Raw genomic sequence first — 15,648 nt, forward strand, 5'->3', positions numbered from 1 at the left:
CGAAATCGACCCTGCCAGTTAAAAACTGTTACCTATGTGCGTGAACTGATTTGTAACCCATGTGGGTGAGTCATACCCTGATGGACTTTTTGCTTACTTTTTGGTCCCTCAAAAAGTGAGCCGCTGTAAGAGCGGAACCATAGGCCGCCGTTACCTAAATAACGGATATGTACTCCGACAAACCACCCCATAAAACTCTGCTGTGATTTAGAGATCCGCAGCTACCCCCTCATCACCCGCATACATCCACCGCAACAACGAATGCCGCCCGCTGATCCCCAGCTTGATCGCCGCCCGCTTGAGGTAGCTTTCAACAGTGTTGACCTTCAACGCCAACTGCTCCGCCAACTGCGGTGCGGTCCGCCCGGCCAGCAAGCCCACGCACACTTCCAGCTCACGGTTGGACAAGGTCAACCCCGATTGCACCAGACGCTCTTCAATACGCCGACGCAGGGTTTCAAGCCCCTGATTTTCCGCCACCACAGGCGACCCGTCCTGGCGACACGGCTGGATCGCAGTGATGTGCTTCTCGACCATGGGCAGAAGCAGCGTAGAAAAATCCTGCAGCATGCTGCGTTCCTGCGGCGAAAAACTTTCCGATTGATGCGAGCGATACACCGACAGCACATAACGCACATCGTCCTTGCGGCGCGTAAGGTGCAATTGGGCGGCGAGTGGTTCTTCGCCCAGCGCCGCCGCCGAGTCGGTGTAGACCGGGCTGATCCGGCGCCGGGTGTGCCCTTCGGCGCTGACCTGCAGTTGGGTGATATGGGTGGCGTCCACTGCCAGTTGGGTCAGGATCAAGTCATGCAGCATGCGCGGGAAATGGCGGCTGCCGGTGCTGGCGATGACTTTGCCTATATGGGGAAACAGGTGTGAGTTCATCAGTTCGTCCATGAATGTCGAGTGCGGGTATTCATCCTTATAACGGCGGGGCTTAACAAGGTAATCGAAGTGAATAACCTGCAGTGATAATGCACCCGCCAAGCACCTATGCTAGTACAGCCTGGGAAAAGCAGGGGGATCCAATCGGCAAAAAAACCAGATTAAAACGCACAACGGTGGTCGGACCAGTCCGACCACCGTCTGTGGGAAAGGATTACCTCAAACCTAGGCCTTATTTTACGGCGTGTTCTTCCACCACGGCGCGGCCCGGTGCCGCACGCGTGCATTTGGCCAGAGCCTGGTGGATATCGGCCAACAGGTCGGCGATGTCTTCAAGCCCGACCGACAAGCGTACCAGGCCTTCGCTGATACCGTGCTGCGCGCGTTCTTCGGGGGTGTAGGTGGAGTGGGTCATGCTCGCCGGGTGCTGGGCGAGCGATTCGGCGTCACCCAGGCTGACGGCGCGAGTGAACAGGTTGAGGGCATTCATGAAGCGCCGGCCGGTGTCGATGCCGCCCTTGAGTTCAAACGCGATCATGCCGCCGGACTGCTTCATCTGCCGCGCCGCCAGGGCGTATTGAGGAAAAGAGCGCAGGCCCGGGTAAGTCACCCACTGCACCGCAGGGTGGGCCTGCAAGGCTTCGGCCACCGCCTGGGCGTTGCTGCAATGGCGGTCCATGCGCAGTGCCAGGGTCTTGAGGCCGCGCATCAGCAAGGATGCATCCTGCGGCGACATCACCGCGCCGGTCAGATCCTTAAGGCCTTGCAGGCGAATACGTTGCGCCAGGGCCTGGTTGCTCACGGCAATACCGGCGGTGATATCGCCATGGCCGCTGAGGTACTTGGTGGCCGAGTGCACCACCACATCGGCTCCCAGTTCCAGCGGCCGTTGCAGGTAGGGCGTGCAGTAGGTGTTGTCGACCACCACGGTGATATTCGGTTGCTGGTGCGCCAGCTCGGCCACGGCGGCGATGTCCACCAGGCGCAGGTTGGGGTTGGCCGGGGTTTCGCAGTAGACCATGCGAGTGGCGGGGGACAATGCCGCGCGCAGGGCGGCCAGGTCGGTGAGGTCGACGTGTCGCACCCGGATGCCGAACTCGGCAAGGCCATGGTGCAGCAGGGCAAAGGTGCAGCCGTACAGGGTCTGGCTGACGATCACTTCGTCGCCCGGACGCAGCAAGGTCCAGAACGTCGCCGCAATTGCACCCATGCCGGAGCTGAAAGCCACGGCGGCTGCGCCGTTTTCCAGAGCGGCCATGCGTGATTCCAGCAGTGCCAGGGTCGGGTTGGAAATGCGTGTGTAGAAGTGGCCGCCGGCGTCCCCGGCAAAACAGGCAGCGCCATATTCGGCAGTCGGGAACGCGAAGGTGGCCGATAAATAGATCGGCGGTACGAGGGCGCCGTGATGGTCCTTGGGGTCGTAACCGTGGTGGATGGCGCGGGTCGAAAAACCGAATGTAGTGTGTTTATTGTTCATGTCGCACGCTCCTTATTTCCTACAATGCTATGCTCATAACCACAGTTGAACATTGCAAAAAAGCCCAGGAAAATCGCGGATTACGGGGCGAATCATCGACAAAAACAACAAATAGAGGCACATTATGCCCGTGAGTCTGGACCGCACCGACAAAGCCCTTTTAAACGCCTTGCAAGGCAATGCCCGCTTGACCGTGGCCGAGCTTGCCGACCGCGTGGCCCTGACCACTTCGCCGTGCTGGCGACGGGTGCGCAACCTGGAGGAGAGCGGGGTGATCAGCGGCTACCAGGCGATCCTGTCGCCCAAGGCGCTGGGGTATGGCGTGACGGCGTTTGTCAGCATCATGATGGAAAGCCACACCCAGGAAATCGCCCGGGCGTTCGAGCAACGGCTGCTGGAGGTTCCCGAGGTCGTCGCGTGCCACAACGTGTCGGGGCGCTATGACTTTTTGCTCGAGGTGGTGGCCAAAGACCTGGAGTCGTTCGGCGAGTTTGCGCGCGAGGTGTTGCAGACGTTGCCCTGCGTTAAAGAAATCTACTCGAGTTTTTCCTATAAGTCGGTGCGGCCTTTGCGGGTGATTCCGTTACCGGGCTGAAGCGGTCTCAAGCACGCCCTCAGTCGACTTTCATATACCCGCGTGGCGTGCTGCCGGTCATGCTTTTGAAGAAGGCGATCAACGCGCTGTCACTGGCAAAACCCAACTCGAACGCGCAGTAGCCGAGGTTACGCCCGATGGCCAGCAGTTCAATTGCGCGCATCAAGCGCCATTGCTGACGCCATTGCTGATAACCAAGGCCGGTTTCCCGCAGGAATATCCGGCCGATGGTCTTGGTGCTGGCGCCTATCTGTTGCTCCAGGGCTTGCAGGGTCGGCGGTAACCTTTGCAGATCCGCGAGCAAGGGCGCCAGGCGTTTGTCATGGGGCAACGGCAGGAGCATCGGTTGTGCGGTGGCCGCCTGGATTTCATCCAGGCACAGCGCAAGCAAATGCGCGTAGCGGCCCGTTTGCCAATCGGTATCGAAGGGCGCCATCGCTATGGGTTCCAGCACTGCACGCAGCAATGGGCTGACCTCGATCACCCCAACCTGCGGGGGCAGTTGATCGGCCAGTGCCGGGCTCAGATACACCGAGCGATAGTCCACGGTTTTGTGCATCACCGCGCGATGCGGCACGCCGCACGGGATCCACGCGGCGCGCGAAGGCGGCAGCAGGCACAGTTGGTTGTCGAGGGTGATACGGGTGCACCCTCGGCGGGTGAACAGCAGTTGCCCGCGCTGGTGGCGGTGCAGGCCGGAGTCGTGATCACCGAGCAGGGCGGCGATGCCGATGACCGGCGCTGCCAGGTGGTCGGGATCGAAAGGGGCGTCGGCGGTGAGCCAGGCCATAGGTTGTCCGATTTGATGGGTAAATTGTCAAAGTCTGGATAATACCCCACTCCGTAGTTCTTACACTTCTTGCGCTGTTTCAAGCAAAGGAGTTGGGGAATGAAGATTAGAATTTTTTTGCCACTGACGGTGGCGTTACTGATGTTCCCGCAACTGGCCCAAACGCTTTACAGCCCAGCGCTGGGAGATATCGGCCGGGCCTTTGCGGTGGGGCCGGAGCGGGCCGGGCAGACGTTGTCGGTGTACTTTCTGGCGTTCGCTTTTGGCGTGGTGGTGTGGGGCCGACTGTGTGATCGTTGGGGGCGGCGGCCGGTCATGCTGGCCGGATTGGCCCTGTATGTGGCGGCCACGGTACTGGCCCTGGGCATGACCAGCTTCAACGGTTTGCTGCTGGCCCAGGCGTTGGCGGCGTTCGGCGCGGCGGTCGGCTCGGTAGTGACGCAGACCGTGCTGCGTGACCGTTTCCAGGGCGTGCAATTGGCCCAGGTATTTTCGCTGATGGGCATTGCCCTGGCCGCCAGCCCGGCCGTGGGTTTGTTCACGGGCGCCAGCCTGGTGCAGTCCTTCGGTTATCGCGGGGTGCTCAGTGGCTTGTTGCTGCTCTCGCTGGCCTTGTGGGCAGTGTGCTTATGGGCGTTGCCGGAGACACGTCCAGCCTCGCTGCCGACCGCCGCGCTTGGCGAGACGTTGCGGTTGCTGCTCAGGGATGCCGGGATTTGGCGATCGGTGGGGTTGGTGGCGGCGTTCAACATTGCGCTGTTCAGCTATTACAGCCTGGGGCCATTCATCTTTTCGCGGCTGGGTTTGTCTGCCGCCGACTTCGGCTACAGCGGCGTGTGGCTGGCGCTGGGCTCGGGGTTTGGTGCGTGGCTGAACAAACGGCTGCTCAAGCGTGGAATAAATGGCGAGCAATTAGTACTGATCGCCGCCAGTGTCGCGGTGCTGGGCGGCTTGCTGGTCGTGCTGCTGCAACACAGCTGGCTGTTTGTCTGGCCGATGCTGCTGGTGGTGCTGGCGTTCGGCATGGCCATTCCCAATGTGCTGGGGGCCGCGCTGGTGGCTTATCACGATCGCCTGGGCACTGCCGCCGCGCTGTTTGGCTTGTTGTATTACCTGGTGATCGGCGCCGGGTTGACCCTGGTCGCCTGGGCCCAGGACCTGGGTTGGAGCCTGTTGGTCTGTGGTTTGGCGGCGCTGTGGCTGGCAGCGCCGCGCGGGCTCAGAAGTTGACCGAAGCACTCAGGCGCGCGGTCAAGGGCGCGCCCTGGAACAGGTAGTCGTCGCCCAGGTATTCACCCGCATCGCGCCAGTAGCGTTTGTCGAACAGGTTGTCGACGCTGAGGCGGAACACGGTTTCATAGCCGTCGATTTTGGTGGTGTAGCGGCTGCCGACATTCACCACGGCGTAGTCTCCCACTTGCACATTGCCGGTGCGGTCGGCGTACTTCCTGGCGCTGTATTGCACGCCGCCCAGCACGGCCAGCCCATTCATCCACGGCAGGGCGTAATCGGCATACAGGCTGGCGCGCAGTTTGGGTACGTTGATGGCCTGGTGGCCTTCGTAGTCCGGCGTGCCGCTGTTGGTCACGCGGGCGCGAATCGCCGCCACGCTGGTGGCAATCTGCAGGCGGTCGGTGGCCCAGCCGTTGGCGGAGAGTTCCAGGCCGGTGTTTTTTTGTTCGCCTTGTTGGACGTAGGTGAAGTTACCGGCACCATCCGGCTTGGAATACTGATAGGCCTGGCGGGTCTGGAACACGGCGGCGGCGAAGCTGATGCGGCGCCAGTCGTATTTCACGCCGGCTTCGATTTGCCGGGACACGGTTGGGGCCAGGGTTTCGCTTTCGTTCTGCGCAAACCACGGTGCCGTGCCGCCCAATGACAAGCCCTTGCTGTAGCTGGTGTACAGCGAGATATTTTCCACGGGTTTATAGATCAACGAAGCTTGAGGCAGGAATACGTATTGCTGGGTGTGGCGCGCCTGGTTGCCTTGGTCATCGAACGCTTTTTCATCCAGACGCACTTCGCGCCCGCCAATGATGGTTTGCCATTGCTCGTTGAAGCGGATGCGGTCGGTGACGAACAGGCCGTACTGGCGGCTGTCGAGGTTGCGATGGCTGGGGTTCAGCGGCTTGTCGGCAGGCTCGAAGGTCGGTGCGTCCTGGTTGATATTGCCGCTGCCGATGTATTCGTTGACGGCCTTGCGCTTGTCGATCACCCGGCGAAACGCGCTGCTGCCGAAAGTCAGTTCATGGCCCAGCCCGGCAGTGTCGAACAGCCCGGTCATTGCAGCTTGCACTTCATCATCACGGCGCGTGTCGTCGGGGCTTCGGTAATCGTAAATGTCGTAGTTGCCGTCCGGCGTGAAGGAGTTGCCTACGCCGGTCGTGGCGCCTCCCCAGGCAAACGCGCTGTAATCATCAATCACCACTTTGCTGTGGGCGGCACTGAGGCTGCCTTTCCACTGATCACTGAAACGGTATTCAAACTTGCCATTGAGGTTCAGCGAATCGATGCCCACCTGATGGGAGCCACTCTGGTGCCCCAGCAACTTCTTCGGTGACGCGTCATGGGGCACTTCGGTGCCGCCCAGCAGTTGATAACCCGGCACGGAGCGCTGTTGCTTGTTCTGGTATTCCGCATCCAGTTGCAGCACCGCGTCGGGGCTGATGTTCCAGTCGAAGGCCAGGGACACAAAATCGCGCTGGCCATCGGCGTGCTCGACATACGAATTGAGGTCTTCGTGGGCAACGTTGGCGCGCAGGCCGAACTGTTGCTCGCTGCCAAACCAGCCACCCACATCGGTGGCGACATAACCGCTGCCACGGTCGTCAGTGGACACGGTGACCGAGCGCACATCCTCCGGGCGCTTGGTCACGTAATTGATCACGCCGCTGGGTTCGGAAATGCCGCTTTGCAAACCGGCCAGGCCCTTGAGCACCTCGACCTGCTGCTTGTTTTCGAGGGCGACGTTTTGCTCGCCGGTGATGGTGCGGCCGTTGATCTTGTAGCTGCTGGCTGCGTTCAGCGAGAAACCGCGCACCACGAAGTTTTCGTAGTAGCCGATGGGCGCATAACTGTCGCCAACAGAGGCGTCGTTGCGCAGTACTTCACTGAGCAGGCGCGCTTGCTGGTCTTTGATCCGTTCGGCGTTGATCACGGTGATTGATGCCGGAGTGTCCAGCAACGGCGCTTCGTTGAAGCCGCCCACCGAGGCGCTGTTGGTGCGATAGCCGGATTCATCCTGGCCCTGGACGTTTACCGCCGGTAGTTCGATTTCAGCGGCCATGCTGTTGCCCAGGCTGCCGCTGAGTAACAGGCCGAGGGCGAAACGTGAGGTAACGACGGGACGAAAACGCACAACCATGGGGGTAGGGCCTTAATGCGCGGGGCGGGGGGCGCATAAGCTAGGGGGATGTGCCGGGATTTACAAGCTATTGAGAAGGGTGGTGTTGGGTTGTTTTGTGTAAAGCCGACCTGAGTGGTTGAATCAAGAGCCACAGCGGATCCGCATACACCCGAGATCGGCTTTTCTGTGGGAGCTGGCTTGCCTGCGATGCAGACACCTCGGTGTGTCAGGTATACCGAGTTGATGCTATCGCAGGCAAGCCAGCTCCCACCCTTGACCGAGTATGGCTCTGCTGTTGCTGTTGCTGTTGCTCTGGCCCTTACATCCTTTTCGCTGACGAAGTCGGCGGCCCCCCAGGTCGGTACCAAAAACACACGTCAACCCAAGCGCCTGAGCGTCTCACTGGGCAGCTCCCGAAACAACGCCCGATAACTCTGCGAAAACCGCCCCAAATGCCAGAACGACCAGTTCATCGCCACCTCAGCCACCGTGGCCCGAGTCGAGCTCAACAACTCACGGCGCGCCCCGTTCAACCGGCGCAAGCGCAACCACTGCGCCGGGCTCATCCCGGTGTAAGTCTTGAAGCCTTGCTGCAATTGACGCAACGGCACACCGGCAATCTGCGCCAGTTCCAGCAGGTTGACGGTTTCATCCGGCGCATCCGCCGCCCATTCGCCGATGCGCGCCATCAACAGGCGCTCGTCGCTGCGCCGCTGCAACGAGCTGCGGTCCAGGCACACACAGGCGTTGTCGAGAATAAACAGGCAGTCATCAAGCAGTTGCTGGGTGAGAGCATCACGGCCGATAGGGTCCGTCAGCGCGGACAGCCGCGTCAGCGTGCCACTGAGCCATCGGCTGAACAACGCGTTCTGCCGACAGGTCAGCGGCGCCATGAACAACCCCTCGAGTTTCGCCACATCCAGGCCATGGCGCTGCACAAACTGCGGGCCGAATACCACCGCCACTTCGCGGTAGTTTTCCGGGGTGATCCAGGTGTTGCGGCTTTCGCCATTGAGCATGTACAGCGCGTTGTCGCTGCCATCGAAACAAAACGCCAGCGAGCCCGGTGGCGCGTTGAAATGCTGTTCGACGCGCGTGTTCATGCACTCTTCGTAGACCTCGACGCCGTGCAGGTCGAGGTAGCGGATCTGCCCGGCAAAATGCCCCGGGGACATCTGCTGGTACTGCTGCACCCAACCGGGTGTCGCACTGCATTGAGCGGCCACATCACCGGTGGTGAAGGCCTGTACGCGCAAAGCTGTTGCCTGTGTCATGGGTAACCTGGGCGCACTCTATTGGTGCGTTGTGGTTGGTGCAAAGTGGATAGATGCCGTTTGAAGGCTGGCCCAAGATAGACCTCAATGCGCCGGGTGTACAAGTCGGCGCAGCATCCAACCCATGACGAGGTCCTTATGAACGCCCCCTTCGATCAGCTGTCCGCCTGGCTGAAAGAACACAAGATTACCGAAGTCGAATGCGTGATCAGTGATTTGACTGGCATCGCACGCGGCAAGATTGCGCCCACCAACAAGTTCCTGCATGAGCGAGGCATGCGCCTGCCGGAAAGTGTGCTGCTGCAAACGGTGACCGGGGACTTTGTCGACGACGATATCTACTACGACCTGCTCGACCCTGCCGACATCGACATGATCTGCCGCCCGGTGTCCAACGCCACTTATGTAATACCGTGGGCCATCGAGCCCACCGCGATTGTGATCCACGACACCTTCGACAAGCAGGGCAACCCTATCGAGTTGTCGCCGCGCAATGTGCTTAAAAAAGTCTTGCAGCTGTACACCGACAAAGGCTGGCAGCCGATTGTTGCGCCAGAAATGGAGTTCTACCTGACCCAGCGCTGCGAAGACCCGGACCTGCCGTTGAAAACTCCGGTGGGCCGTTCGGGCCGTGCCGAAACCGGGCGCCAGTCATTTTCCATCGACGCCGCCAACGAGTTCGACCCGCTGTTCGAAGATGTCTATGACTGGTGCGAACTCCAGGGCCTGGACCTCGACACGCTGATCCACGAAGACGGCCCGGCGCAGATGGAAATCAACTTCCGCCATGGCGATGCCCTCGACCTGGCCGACCAGATCACCGTGTTCAAACGCACCCTGCGTGAAGCCGCACTCAAGCACAACGTGGCTGCAACCTTTATGGCCAAACCGGTGGCCGACGAGCCGGGCAGCGCCATGCACCTGCACCAGAGCGTGGTGGATATCGCCACGGGCAAGCCGGTGTTCGTCGACGCCGACGGCAAGATGAGCCAGCTGTTCTTGCATCACATCGGCGGCTTGCAAAAGTACATCCCCAAGCTGCTGCCGATGTTCGCGCCGAACGTGAACTCGTTCCGCCGTTTTTTACCGGACACCTCGGCGCCGGTCAACGTAGAGTGGGGCGAAGAAAACCGCACCGTCGGCCTGCGTGTGCCGACCTCCAGCCCCGATGCGATGCGCGTGGAAAACCGCCTGCCGGGCGCGGATGCCAACCCTTACCTGGCGATTGCCGCGAGCTTGCTGTGTGGCTACCTGGGCATGATCGAGCAGATTGAGCCGAGCGCGCCGGTGGAAGGCCGTGCCTATGAACGCCGCAACTTGCGCCTGCCGTTCACCCTCGAAGATGCGCTGGCGCGCATGGAGGACTGCGACACGGTCAAGCAGTACCTGGGCGACAAGTTCGTGCGTGGCTATGTGGCGGTCAAACGCGCCGAGCACGAGAACTTCAAGCGGGTGATCAGTTCCTGGGAACGTGAGTTCCTGCTGTTGAGCGTCTAAAAACCACTAAAGGGGTGTCGATATGCGTCTTGTGAAAAAGCTTCTCCCGCTGGCTCTCGTCGCGGCGTTCAGCAGCACCGGCCAGGCCGCCCAGACGGTCAGCGTCTATAACTGGACCGACTATATCGGCGAGACCACCTTGGCCGATTTCCAGGCCAAGACCGGGATCAAGGTGATCTATGACGTATTCGACTCCAACGAAACGCTGGAAGGCAAGTTGCTCGCCGGGCGCACCGGCTATGACGTGGTGGTGCCGTCCAACCACTTCCTGGCGCGCCAGGTAAAAGCCGGCGCGTTCTTGAAACTCGACCGTTCGCAGCTGCCCAACTTCAAAAACCTCGACCCCAAACTGCTTAAGCTGCTGGAGAAAAATGACCCGGGCAACGCGCACTCGGTGCCGTACCTGTGGGGCACCAATGGTATCGGCTACAACGTCGACAAGGTCAAGCAGGTGCTGGGCATCGACCACATCGACTCATGGGCGGTGCTGTTTGAGCCCGAGAACATCAAGAAGCTGCACGAGTGTGGCGTGGCCTTCCTGGATTCAGCCGATGAGCTGTTCCCGGCAATCCTCAACTACATGGGCAAAGACCCGCGCAGCGAAAACCCCGAGGACTACAAACAGGCCGAAGCCAAGCTGCTGACGCTGCGCCCGTACATCACCTACTTCCATTCTTCCAAGTACATATCCGACTTGGCCAACGGCGATATCTGCGTGGCCTTCGGCTATTCAGGCGACGTGTTCCAGGCGGCCAATCGCGCCAAGGAAGCCAAAAACGGCGTGAATATCGCCTACTCGATTCCCAAGGAAGGCTCCAACCTGTGGTTCGATCTGTTGGCGATTCCTGCCGATGCCGGCAACCCGAAAGAGGCCCACGCCTTTATCAATTATTTGCTCGACCCGGAAGTGATCGCCAAGGTCAGTGCCGCGGTCGGTTATGCCAACGCCAACCCGGCGGCCAAGCCCTTTATGGCGCCGGAGCTGGTGAACAACCCTGAGGTGTACCCGCCCCAGGAAGTGCTCGACAAACTCTATATTTCCACCACGCCGACCCCGGCGACCATGCGCCTGATGACCCGCGCCTGGAGCAAAGTGAAGACCAACAAATGATCCAGTCCAATGACCACGCCCGGTCCTACTACCGGGCTTCGGCCAACGCCATGCCGGAGCGCCCGTCGCTGAGCGCCGACCTGAGCGCTGATGTGTGCGTAATCGGCGGCGGGTTTACCGGCGTCAACACCGCGATTGAACTGGCCCAGCGCGGGCTCTCGGTGATCCTGCTGGAGGCCCGGCGCATCGGCTGGGGCGCCAGCGGGCGCAATGGCGGGCAATTGATTCGTGGCATCGGCCATGACGTGTCGGGGTTCGCCAAGTATGTGGGCGAGGAGGGCGTGCGTTACCTGCAGCGCGCCGGGATCGACTCGGTGGCGCTGGTGGGCGAGCGCATTGCCCGGCACAGCATTGACTGCGATTTGCGTTGGGGCTTTTGCGAACTGGCCAACACCCCGGCGCAGTTTGCTGCGTTCAAAGGCGAGCAGGCGGGCCTGGCGGCGCTGGGGTATGCCGCTGAAACCCGACTGGTCGGCCCGCAAGACATGTCGCAGGTGGTGGGCTCCAGCGTCTACGCTGGCGGCCTGGTGGACATGGGCTCCGGGCACTTGCACCCGTTGAACCTGGTGCTGGGCGAGGCACAGGTGGCCGAGTCGCTGGGGGTGAAAGTTTTCGAACAGACCCCGGTGCTGGAGCTTGTGCACGGCGATACGGTGCAGGTGCGTTGCGCTGGCGGCACGGTGCGCGCGGCTAATCTGGTACTGGCCTGTAACGCGCATTTGGAGGAACTGGAACCGCGCCTGAGCGGCAAGGTGCTGCCGGCGGGCAGCTACATCATCGCCACCGAGCCGCTGTCGGTCGAAGTGGCCCAGCAGTTGATCCCGCAAAACCTCGCACTGTGCGACCAGAAAGTCGGGCTCGATTACTACCGGCTCTCGGCTGACCGGCGCCTGTTGTTCGGCGGCGCCTGCCATTACTCGGGGCGTGACCCGGCGGATATCGCCGCGTATATGCAGCCCAAGTTGCTCAAGGTATTCCCGCAGTTGGCAGGCACCGCCATCGAGTTCCAATGGGGCGGCAAGATCGGCATCACCGCCAACCGCTTTCCCCAGGTCGGGCGCCTCAAGCAGCACCCGAATGTGTTCTATGCCCAGGGCTATTCCGGGCATGGCCTGAACGTGACCCATTGGTGCGCGCGCCTGCTCGCCGAAGGCATTCACGCCGGCGCAAGCCACGGCCTGGATATCTTCAGCCAAGTGCCGCACACGACCTTCCCCGGCGGCAAGGCCTTGCGCTCACCGCTTCTGGCGTTGGGGATGCTGTGGTATCGGTTGCGGGAAATGCGCTGACCGCCAGCCGCGTTTAACCGGATGAGCCTGAGGGGAAAAGATTGAGGCAAGGGCATGAGTGGCTGACATTGGATCGAGTATGGCCGGGGCGATGAGGCCACCCGTTGCGCTGGCCTTTACAGGGTTTGCGTCAGCACCTTCCTGAACGTTTCCACCAGCGGCCGCAAATTAACCCGGTGCCACGCCGCCCATAACGGTGTGGTGTAACTCAGCCAAGGCAACTCGCGCAACACCACCCCAGGCGGCGCATTGCGGCTCAACCCCTTTTGCACCATCGCCACACCCAACCCCGAGGCGACGAGGCCGAGGGCGGTAAACGGCTCACTGGCTTCCATGGGAATCTGCGGCGTGAACCCGGCACGTATGCACGCCGCCACAAAGTCGTCCGCCGGGTTGGCGCCAGGTTTGCGTTGCACGCCGATCCACTCCTGATCAGCCAAATGCTCGGGTAGCAATTCGCTGTGGTGCGCCAATGCATGCTGCTCCGGCAGCGCCAGCAGCATCGGGTCGTCCAGCACCTGCAGCGCCGTCAGGTCCGGGTCATCGGTGGCCGGTGGCTCGCCGACCAGGGCAATGTCGAGGCTGCGTTGACGCAAGCCTTCGAGCTGTTCCAGCGACGGCAAGTTGTACAGCTTGATATGCACGGTGGGCCGGTCATCGCGCAATACGCGCAACGCATTGGGCAGCACGCCGGCATGCATGGCGTTTTCGATGTAGCCGATGCACAAACCACCTTCTTCGCCGCGTCCCAGGCGCTTGCCCAGGGACTCCAAGCGATTGGCGTGGGTCAACAGCGCCTTGGTTTCCGCCAGGAACGTCTGGCCATCGCGCGTCAGGCGTATGCGCTGCTGGCTGCGTTCGAACAGGGTCAGGCCCAGGCGCTCTTCCAGCTGGGCGATCTGCCGGCTCAGCGGCGACTGCGAGATATGCAGGCGCTCGGCGGCACGGCCGACGTGTTCTTCTTCAGCGACCACTTCGAAGTAGCGCAGTTGGCGAAGATCAATCATATGTAAGACCTTGCAGGACTCAAGTTGGTCGCAGTATGTCTTGGACGGTCTGATCTCTGCAATCTAGGATCTGCTCAACGGTCACAGCGACCCACAACCGATTGAGGATCCACCATGAGCTTGAAAGACAAACTGCCCGGCCCGCTGGGCTTTGGCACTGCACCGCTGGGCAATATGTTCCGCGCAATTGCTGAAGACGAAGCCCAGGACACCGTCGAGGCCGCCTGGAACCATGGCGTGCGTTACTTCGACACCGCTCCCTTCTACGGCTCGGGCCTGTCGGAAATCCGCCTGGGCCAGGCGCTGTCGCAGTACAACCGCGATGACTTCGTGCTCAGCACCAAAGTGGGCCGGGTGATTCTCGATGAAGTCGAAGAAAGCGCCCGCGACCTCGGCGAAAAAAGCGGCGTGTTCGAACACGGCCGTCCCAACAAGATGCTCAACGATTACAGCGCCGACGCCACCTTGCGGTCCATCGAAGACAGCCTGAAGCGCCTGCAAACCGATCGCCTGGACATCGTGTGGATTCACGATATCGCCCAGGATTTCTACGGCGACCAATGGCTGGACTACTTCAACCAGGCGCGCACCGGTGCCTTCAAAGTGCTGACCCGCTTGCGCGAAGAAGGCGTGATCAAGGCCTGGGGCCTGGGCGTCAACCGCGTTGAACCCTGCGAGCTGACCCTGGACCTCAGCGACGCCCAGCCCGATGGCTTCCTGCTGGCCGGCCGCTACACTTTGCTGGACCACGAACGTGCCTTGCAGCGTTTGATGGACGCAGCCTTGGCGCAGAATGTCGAGATTGTCGTCGGCGGGCCTTACAGCTCCGGCATTCTGGCCGGTGGCGCGCACTTCGAATACCAGCAGGCGAGCCCCGCGATCATCGATAAAGTCGAGCAGATCAAGGCGATTGCCCAGGCGTTCGGGGTCAGCGTAAAAGCCGCAGCCCTGCAATTTTCCCTGGCGCATCCGGCCGTGGCGGCGGTGATTCCGGGGGCCAGTCGTCCGGGGAGGATTGCCGAAGACGTTGCGGCGTTGTCAGAGAAGATCCCGGCAGCCTTCTGGCAGGCGCTGCGCGATGCCCGGTTGATTTCGGCCCGTGCGCCTCTGCCGCTCTAACTTCAGGAGTACAACCGATGAACATTGATGTAAGCGGCAAAGTAGCCATCGTCAGCGGCAGCACCGCCGGTATTGGCCTGGGCATCAGCCAGGCGCTGGCAGCCTGTGGCGCCACCGTGGTGGTGATCGGGCGCGAATCTGGCAAGGTCGACGACGCGCTGGCAAGCATTCGCCAGGCGGTGCCGGGCGCTGATCTGCGCGGGCTGGTGGCCGACCTCGGCACCGCCGCAGGCGCCCAGACACTGTTCGCCGCCGAACCGCGTGCCGACATCCTGGTCAACAACCTGGGCATCTTCAACGATGTGGATTTCTTCGACGCACCCGACAGCGAGTGGACGCGCTTCTACGAGGTCAATGTGATCTCCGGCGTACGCCTGGCACGGCATTACACGCCCGGCATGGTCGAGCAGGGCTGGGGGCGGGTGATCTTCCTGTCGTCGGAGTCCGGCGTGGCCACACCGGCCGACATGATCAACTACGGCGTGACCAAAAGCGCCAACCTCGCGGTTTCCCATGGCCTGGCCAAGCGCCTGGCGGGCACCGGCGTGACGGTTAACGCAGTGCTGCCGGGGCCGACCTTTACCGACGGCCTGGAGCAGATGCTCAAGGACGCCACACAAAAGTCCGGGCGCAGTGCGCGGGACGAGGCCGACGTATTTGTACGTAACGCGCGGCCGACCTCGATCATCCAGCGCGCGGCGAATGTGGATGAAGTGGCGAACCTGGTGGCGTACATTGCTTCACCGCTGTCTTCTGCAACCACAGGCGCTGCGCTGCGGGTCGACGGTGGTGTGGTCGACAGCATGGCGATCTGAAATCTTATTTTTTCTGGAGTATTTAGTGTGGCGACAGCTTCTTCTGTGATTGAAATTCCGGTGTCGGCCGATCAGGTCTGGCAATTGGTCGGTGGCTTCAACGCGCTGCCGGATTGGCTGCCGTTTATCGTCAAGAGCGAGCCGAGCGAGGGCGGGCGCGTGCGCCACCTGCAAACCGCGGATGGCGGTGTGGTGGTCGAGCGTTTGCAGCGTTTTGATAACGTAGCGCGCAGCTACAGCTACACCATCGAGCAGTCGCCGTTTCCGGTGAGTGCCTACCTTGCGACCTTGCAGGTTGAGGCGCTCACCGACAGCTCGGCGAAAGTGACCTGGTCCGGCGTGTTCACCCCGGCAGCCGGAACCACGGATGCGGCGGTGGAAGCGTTGTTCACCGGTGTGTACGGCGACGGCCTCGAGGCGTTGCGCGCCAACTTCTAACTAAC

The 15,648-nt window shown here is 61.4% G+C and carries 14 protein-coding genes; 8 read left to right on the forward strand and 6 right to left on the reverse strand.

From position 1 onward, the window contains the following. Positions 1-207 precede the first annotated feature (207 nt). Positions 208-885, reverse strand: coding sequence for a helix-turn-helix transcriptional regulator (locus AOA59_RS25370; protein ID WP_178076294.1), 678 nt, complete (start codon positions 883-885; stop codon positions 208-210). A 232-nt stretch (positions 886-1,117) separates the two neighbouring features. Next, positions 1,118-2,362, reverse strand: a complete 1,245-nt coding sequence (locus AOA59_RS25375) for a methionine gamma-lyase (RefSeq protein WP_065931796.1) — start codon at positions 2,360-2,362, stop codon at positions 1,118-1,120. 124 nt (positions 2,363-2,486) lie between these two features. Here AOA59_RS25375 and AOA59_RS25380 point away from each other — a divergent pair, with 124 nt between their 5' ends. Further along, positions 2,487-2,957, forward strand: a complete 471-nt coding sequence (locus tag AOA59_RS25380; protein ID WP_099489504.1) for an Lrp/AsnC family transcriptional regulator — start codon at positions 2,487-2,489, stop codon at positions 2,955-2,957. A gap of 19 nt (positions 2,958-2,976) precedes the next feature. Here the strand turns inward: AOA59_RS25380 and AOA59_RS25385 are convergent, their stop codons facing one another. Further along, entirely contained in the window at positions 2,977-3,747 is a 771-nt protein-coding gene (locus AOA59_RS25385; protein WP_065931794.1) for a helix-turn-helix domain-containing protein, read from the reverse strand. A gap of 99 nt (positions 3,748-3,846) precedes the next feature. Between AOA59_RS25385 and AOA59_RS25390 the strand changes: the two genes are divergently transcribed. After that, positions 3,847-4,977 carry an MFS transporter gene (locus AOA59_RS25390; protein ID WP_099489505.1) on the forward strand — a complete coding sequence of 377 codons (1,131 nt, stop codon included), beginning with the start codon at positions 3,847-3,849 and terminating at the stop codon, positions 4,975-4,977. On the opposite strand, the gene AOA59_RS25395 is transcribed toward AOA59_RS25390, so the two are convergent. Together AOA59_RS25395 and AOA59_RS25405 are read right to left on the reverse strand one after the other, a co-directional pair. Beyond that, positions 4,967-7,111 carry a TonB-dependent siderophore receptor gene (locus AOA59_RS25395; protein WP_099489506.1) on the reverse strand — a complete coding sequence of 715 codons (2,145 nt, stop codon included), beginning with the start codon at positions 7,109-7,111 and terminating at the stop codon, positions 4,967-4,969. The two genes, AOA59_RS25390 and AOA59_RS25395, sit on opposite strands and share 11 nt — an antisense overlap. Before the next feature lie 359 nt (positions 7,112-7,470). Further along, positions 7,471-8,367 carry a helix-turn-helix domain-containing protein gene (locus AOA59_RS25405; RefSeq protein WP_099489508.1) on the reverse strand — a complete coding sequence of 299 codons (897 nt, stop codon included), beginning with the start codon at positions 8,365-8,367 and terminating at the stop codon, positions 7,471-7,473. Between the two features lie 138 nt (positions 8,368-8,505). Between AOA59_RS25405 and AOA59_RS25410 the strand changes: the two genes are divergently transcribed. Genes AOA59_RS25410 through AOA59_RS25420 form a run of 3 tightly spaced genes read left to right on the forward strand, consistent with a single transcriptional unit; the run spans position 8,506 to position 12,264 of the window. After that, a complete protein-coding gene (locus AOA59_RS25410) occupies positions 8,506-9,864 on the forward strand; it encodes a glutamine synthetase family protein (protein WP_099489509.1) in 1,359 nt (452 codons plus the stop codon). A gap of 22 nt (positions 9,865-9,886) precedes the next feature. Then, complete coding sequence (locus AOA59_RS25415) at positions 9,887-10,975, forward strand: polyamine ABC transporter substrate-binding protein (RefSeq protein WP_099489510.1); 1,089 nt, start codon at positions 9,887-9,889, stop codon at positions 10,973-10,975. After that, positions 10,972-12,264, forward strand: a complete 1,293-nt coding sequence (locus AOA59_RS25420) for an FAD-binding oxidoreductase (protein ID WP_099489511.1) — start codon at positions 10,972-10,974, stop codon at positions 12,262-12,264. Before AOA59_RS25415 ends, AOA59_RS25420 begins: the two co-directional genes overlap by 4 nt. A gap of 116 nt (positions 12,265-12,380) precedes the next feature. On the opposite strand, the gene AOA59_RS25425 is transcribed toward AOA59_RS25420, so the two are convergent. Continuing rightward, positions 12,381-13,271, reverse strand: a complete 891-nt coding sequence (locus AOA59_RS25425; protein ID WP_065931787.1) for a LysR substrate-binding domain-containing protein — start codon at positions 13,269-13,271, stop codon at positions 12,381-12,383. A 114-nt stretch (positions 13,272-13,385) separates the two neighbouring features. Between AOA59_RS25425 and AOA59_RS25430 the strand changes: the two genes are divergently transcribed. Genes AOA59_RS25430 through AOA59_RS25440 form a run of 3 tightly spaced genes read left to right on the forward strand, consistent with a single transcriptional unit; the run spans position 13,386 to position 15,643 of the window. Further along, complete coding sequence (locus AOA59_RS25430) at positions 13,386-14,390, forward strand: aldo/keto reductase (RefSeq protein WP_099489512.1); 1,005 nt, start codon at positions 13,386-13,388, stop codon at positions 14,388-14,390. Positions 14,391-14,407: 17 nt separating this feature from the next. Further along, the gene (locus AOA59_RS25435; RefSeq protein ID WP_065931785.1) at positions 14,408-15,205 is read left to right on the forward strand and encodes an SDR family NAD(P)-dependent oxidoreductase; all 798 of its coding nucleotides are present in this window, start codon (positions 14,408-14,410) and stop codon (positions 15,203-15,205) included. A 27-nt stretch (positions 15,206-15,232) separates the two neighbouring features. Beyond that, positions 15,233-15,643 carry an SRPBCC family protein gene (locus tag AOA59_RS25440; RefSeq protein ID WP_065931784.1) on the forward strand — a complete coding sequence of 137 codons (411 nt, stop codon included), beginning with the start codon at positions 15,233-15,235 and terminating at the stop codon, positions 15,641-15,643. The last annotated feature ends 5 nt before the right edge of the window (positions 15,644-15,648 follow it).

Origin of the sequence: Pseudomonas sp. 2822-15, from assembly GCF_002742515.1 — a bacterium.
Taxonomy (GTDB): domain Bacteria; phylum Pseudomonadota; class Gammaproteobacteria; order Pseudomonadales; family Pseudomonadaceae; genus Aquipseudomonas; species Aquipseudomonas salomonii.

Coding starts and splice junctions, on each gene's coding strand:
- AOA59_RS25370 (WP_178076294.1), bottom strand. CDS start 885: ATGAACTCACACCTGTTTCCCCATATAGGCAAAGTCATCGCCAGCACC.
- AOA59_RS25375 (WP_065931796.1), bottom strand. CDS start 2,362: ATGAACAATAAACACACTACATTCGGTTTTTCGACCCGCGCCATCCAC.
- AOA59_RS25380 (WP_099489504.1), top strand. CDS start 2,487: ATGCCCGTGAGTCTGGACCGCACCGACAAAGCCCTTTTAAACGCCTTG.
- AOA59_RS25385 (WP_065931794.1), bottom strand. CDS start 3,747: ATGGCCTGGCTCACCGCCGACGCCCCTTTCGATCCCGACCACCTGGCA.
- AOA59_RS25390 (WP_099489505.1), top strand. CDS start 3,847: ATGAAGATTAGAATTTTTTTGCCACTGACGGTGGCGTTACTGATGTTC.
- AOA59_RS25395 (WP_099489506.1), bottom strand. CDS start 7,111: ATGGTTGTGCGTTTTCGTCCCGTCGTTACCTCACGTTTCGCCCTCGGC.
- AOA59_RS25405 (WP_099489508.1), bottom strand. CDS start 8,367: ATGACACAGGCAACAGCTTTGCGCGTACAGGCCTTCACCACCGGTGAT.
- AOA59_RS25410 (WP_099489509.1), top strand. CDS start 8,506: ATGAACGCCCCCTTCGATCAGCTGTCCGCCTGGCTGAAAGAACACAAG.
- AOA59_RS25415 (WP_099489510.1), top strand. CDS start 9,887: ATGCGTCTTGTGAAAAAGCTTCTCCCGCTGGCTCTCGTCGCGGCGTTC.
- AOA59_RS25420 (WP_099489511.1), top strand. CDS start 10,972: ATGATCCAGTCCAATGACCACGCCCGGTCCTACTACCGGGCTTCGGCC.
- AOA59_RS25425 (WP_065931787.1), bottom strand. CDS start 13,271: ATGATTGATCTTCGCCAACTGCGCTACTTCGAAGTGGTCGCTGAAGAA.
- AOA59_RS25430 (WP_099489512.1), top strand. CDS start 13,386: ATGAGCTTGAAAGACAAACTGCCCGGCCCGCTGGGCTTTGGCACTGCA.
- AOA59_RS25435 (WP_065931785.1), top strand. CDS start 14,408: ATGAACATTGATGTAAGCGGCAAAGTAGCCATCGTCAGCGGCAGCACC.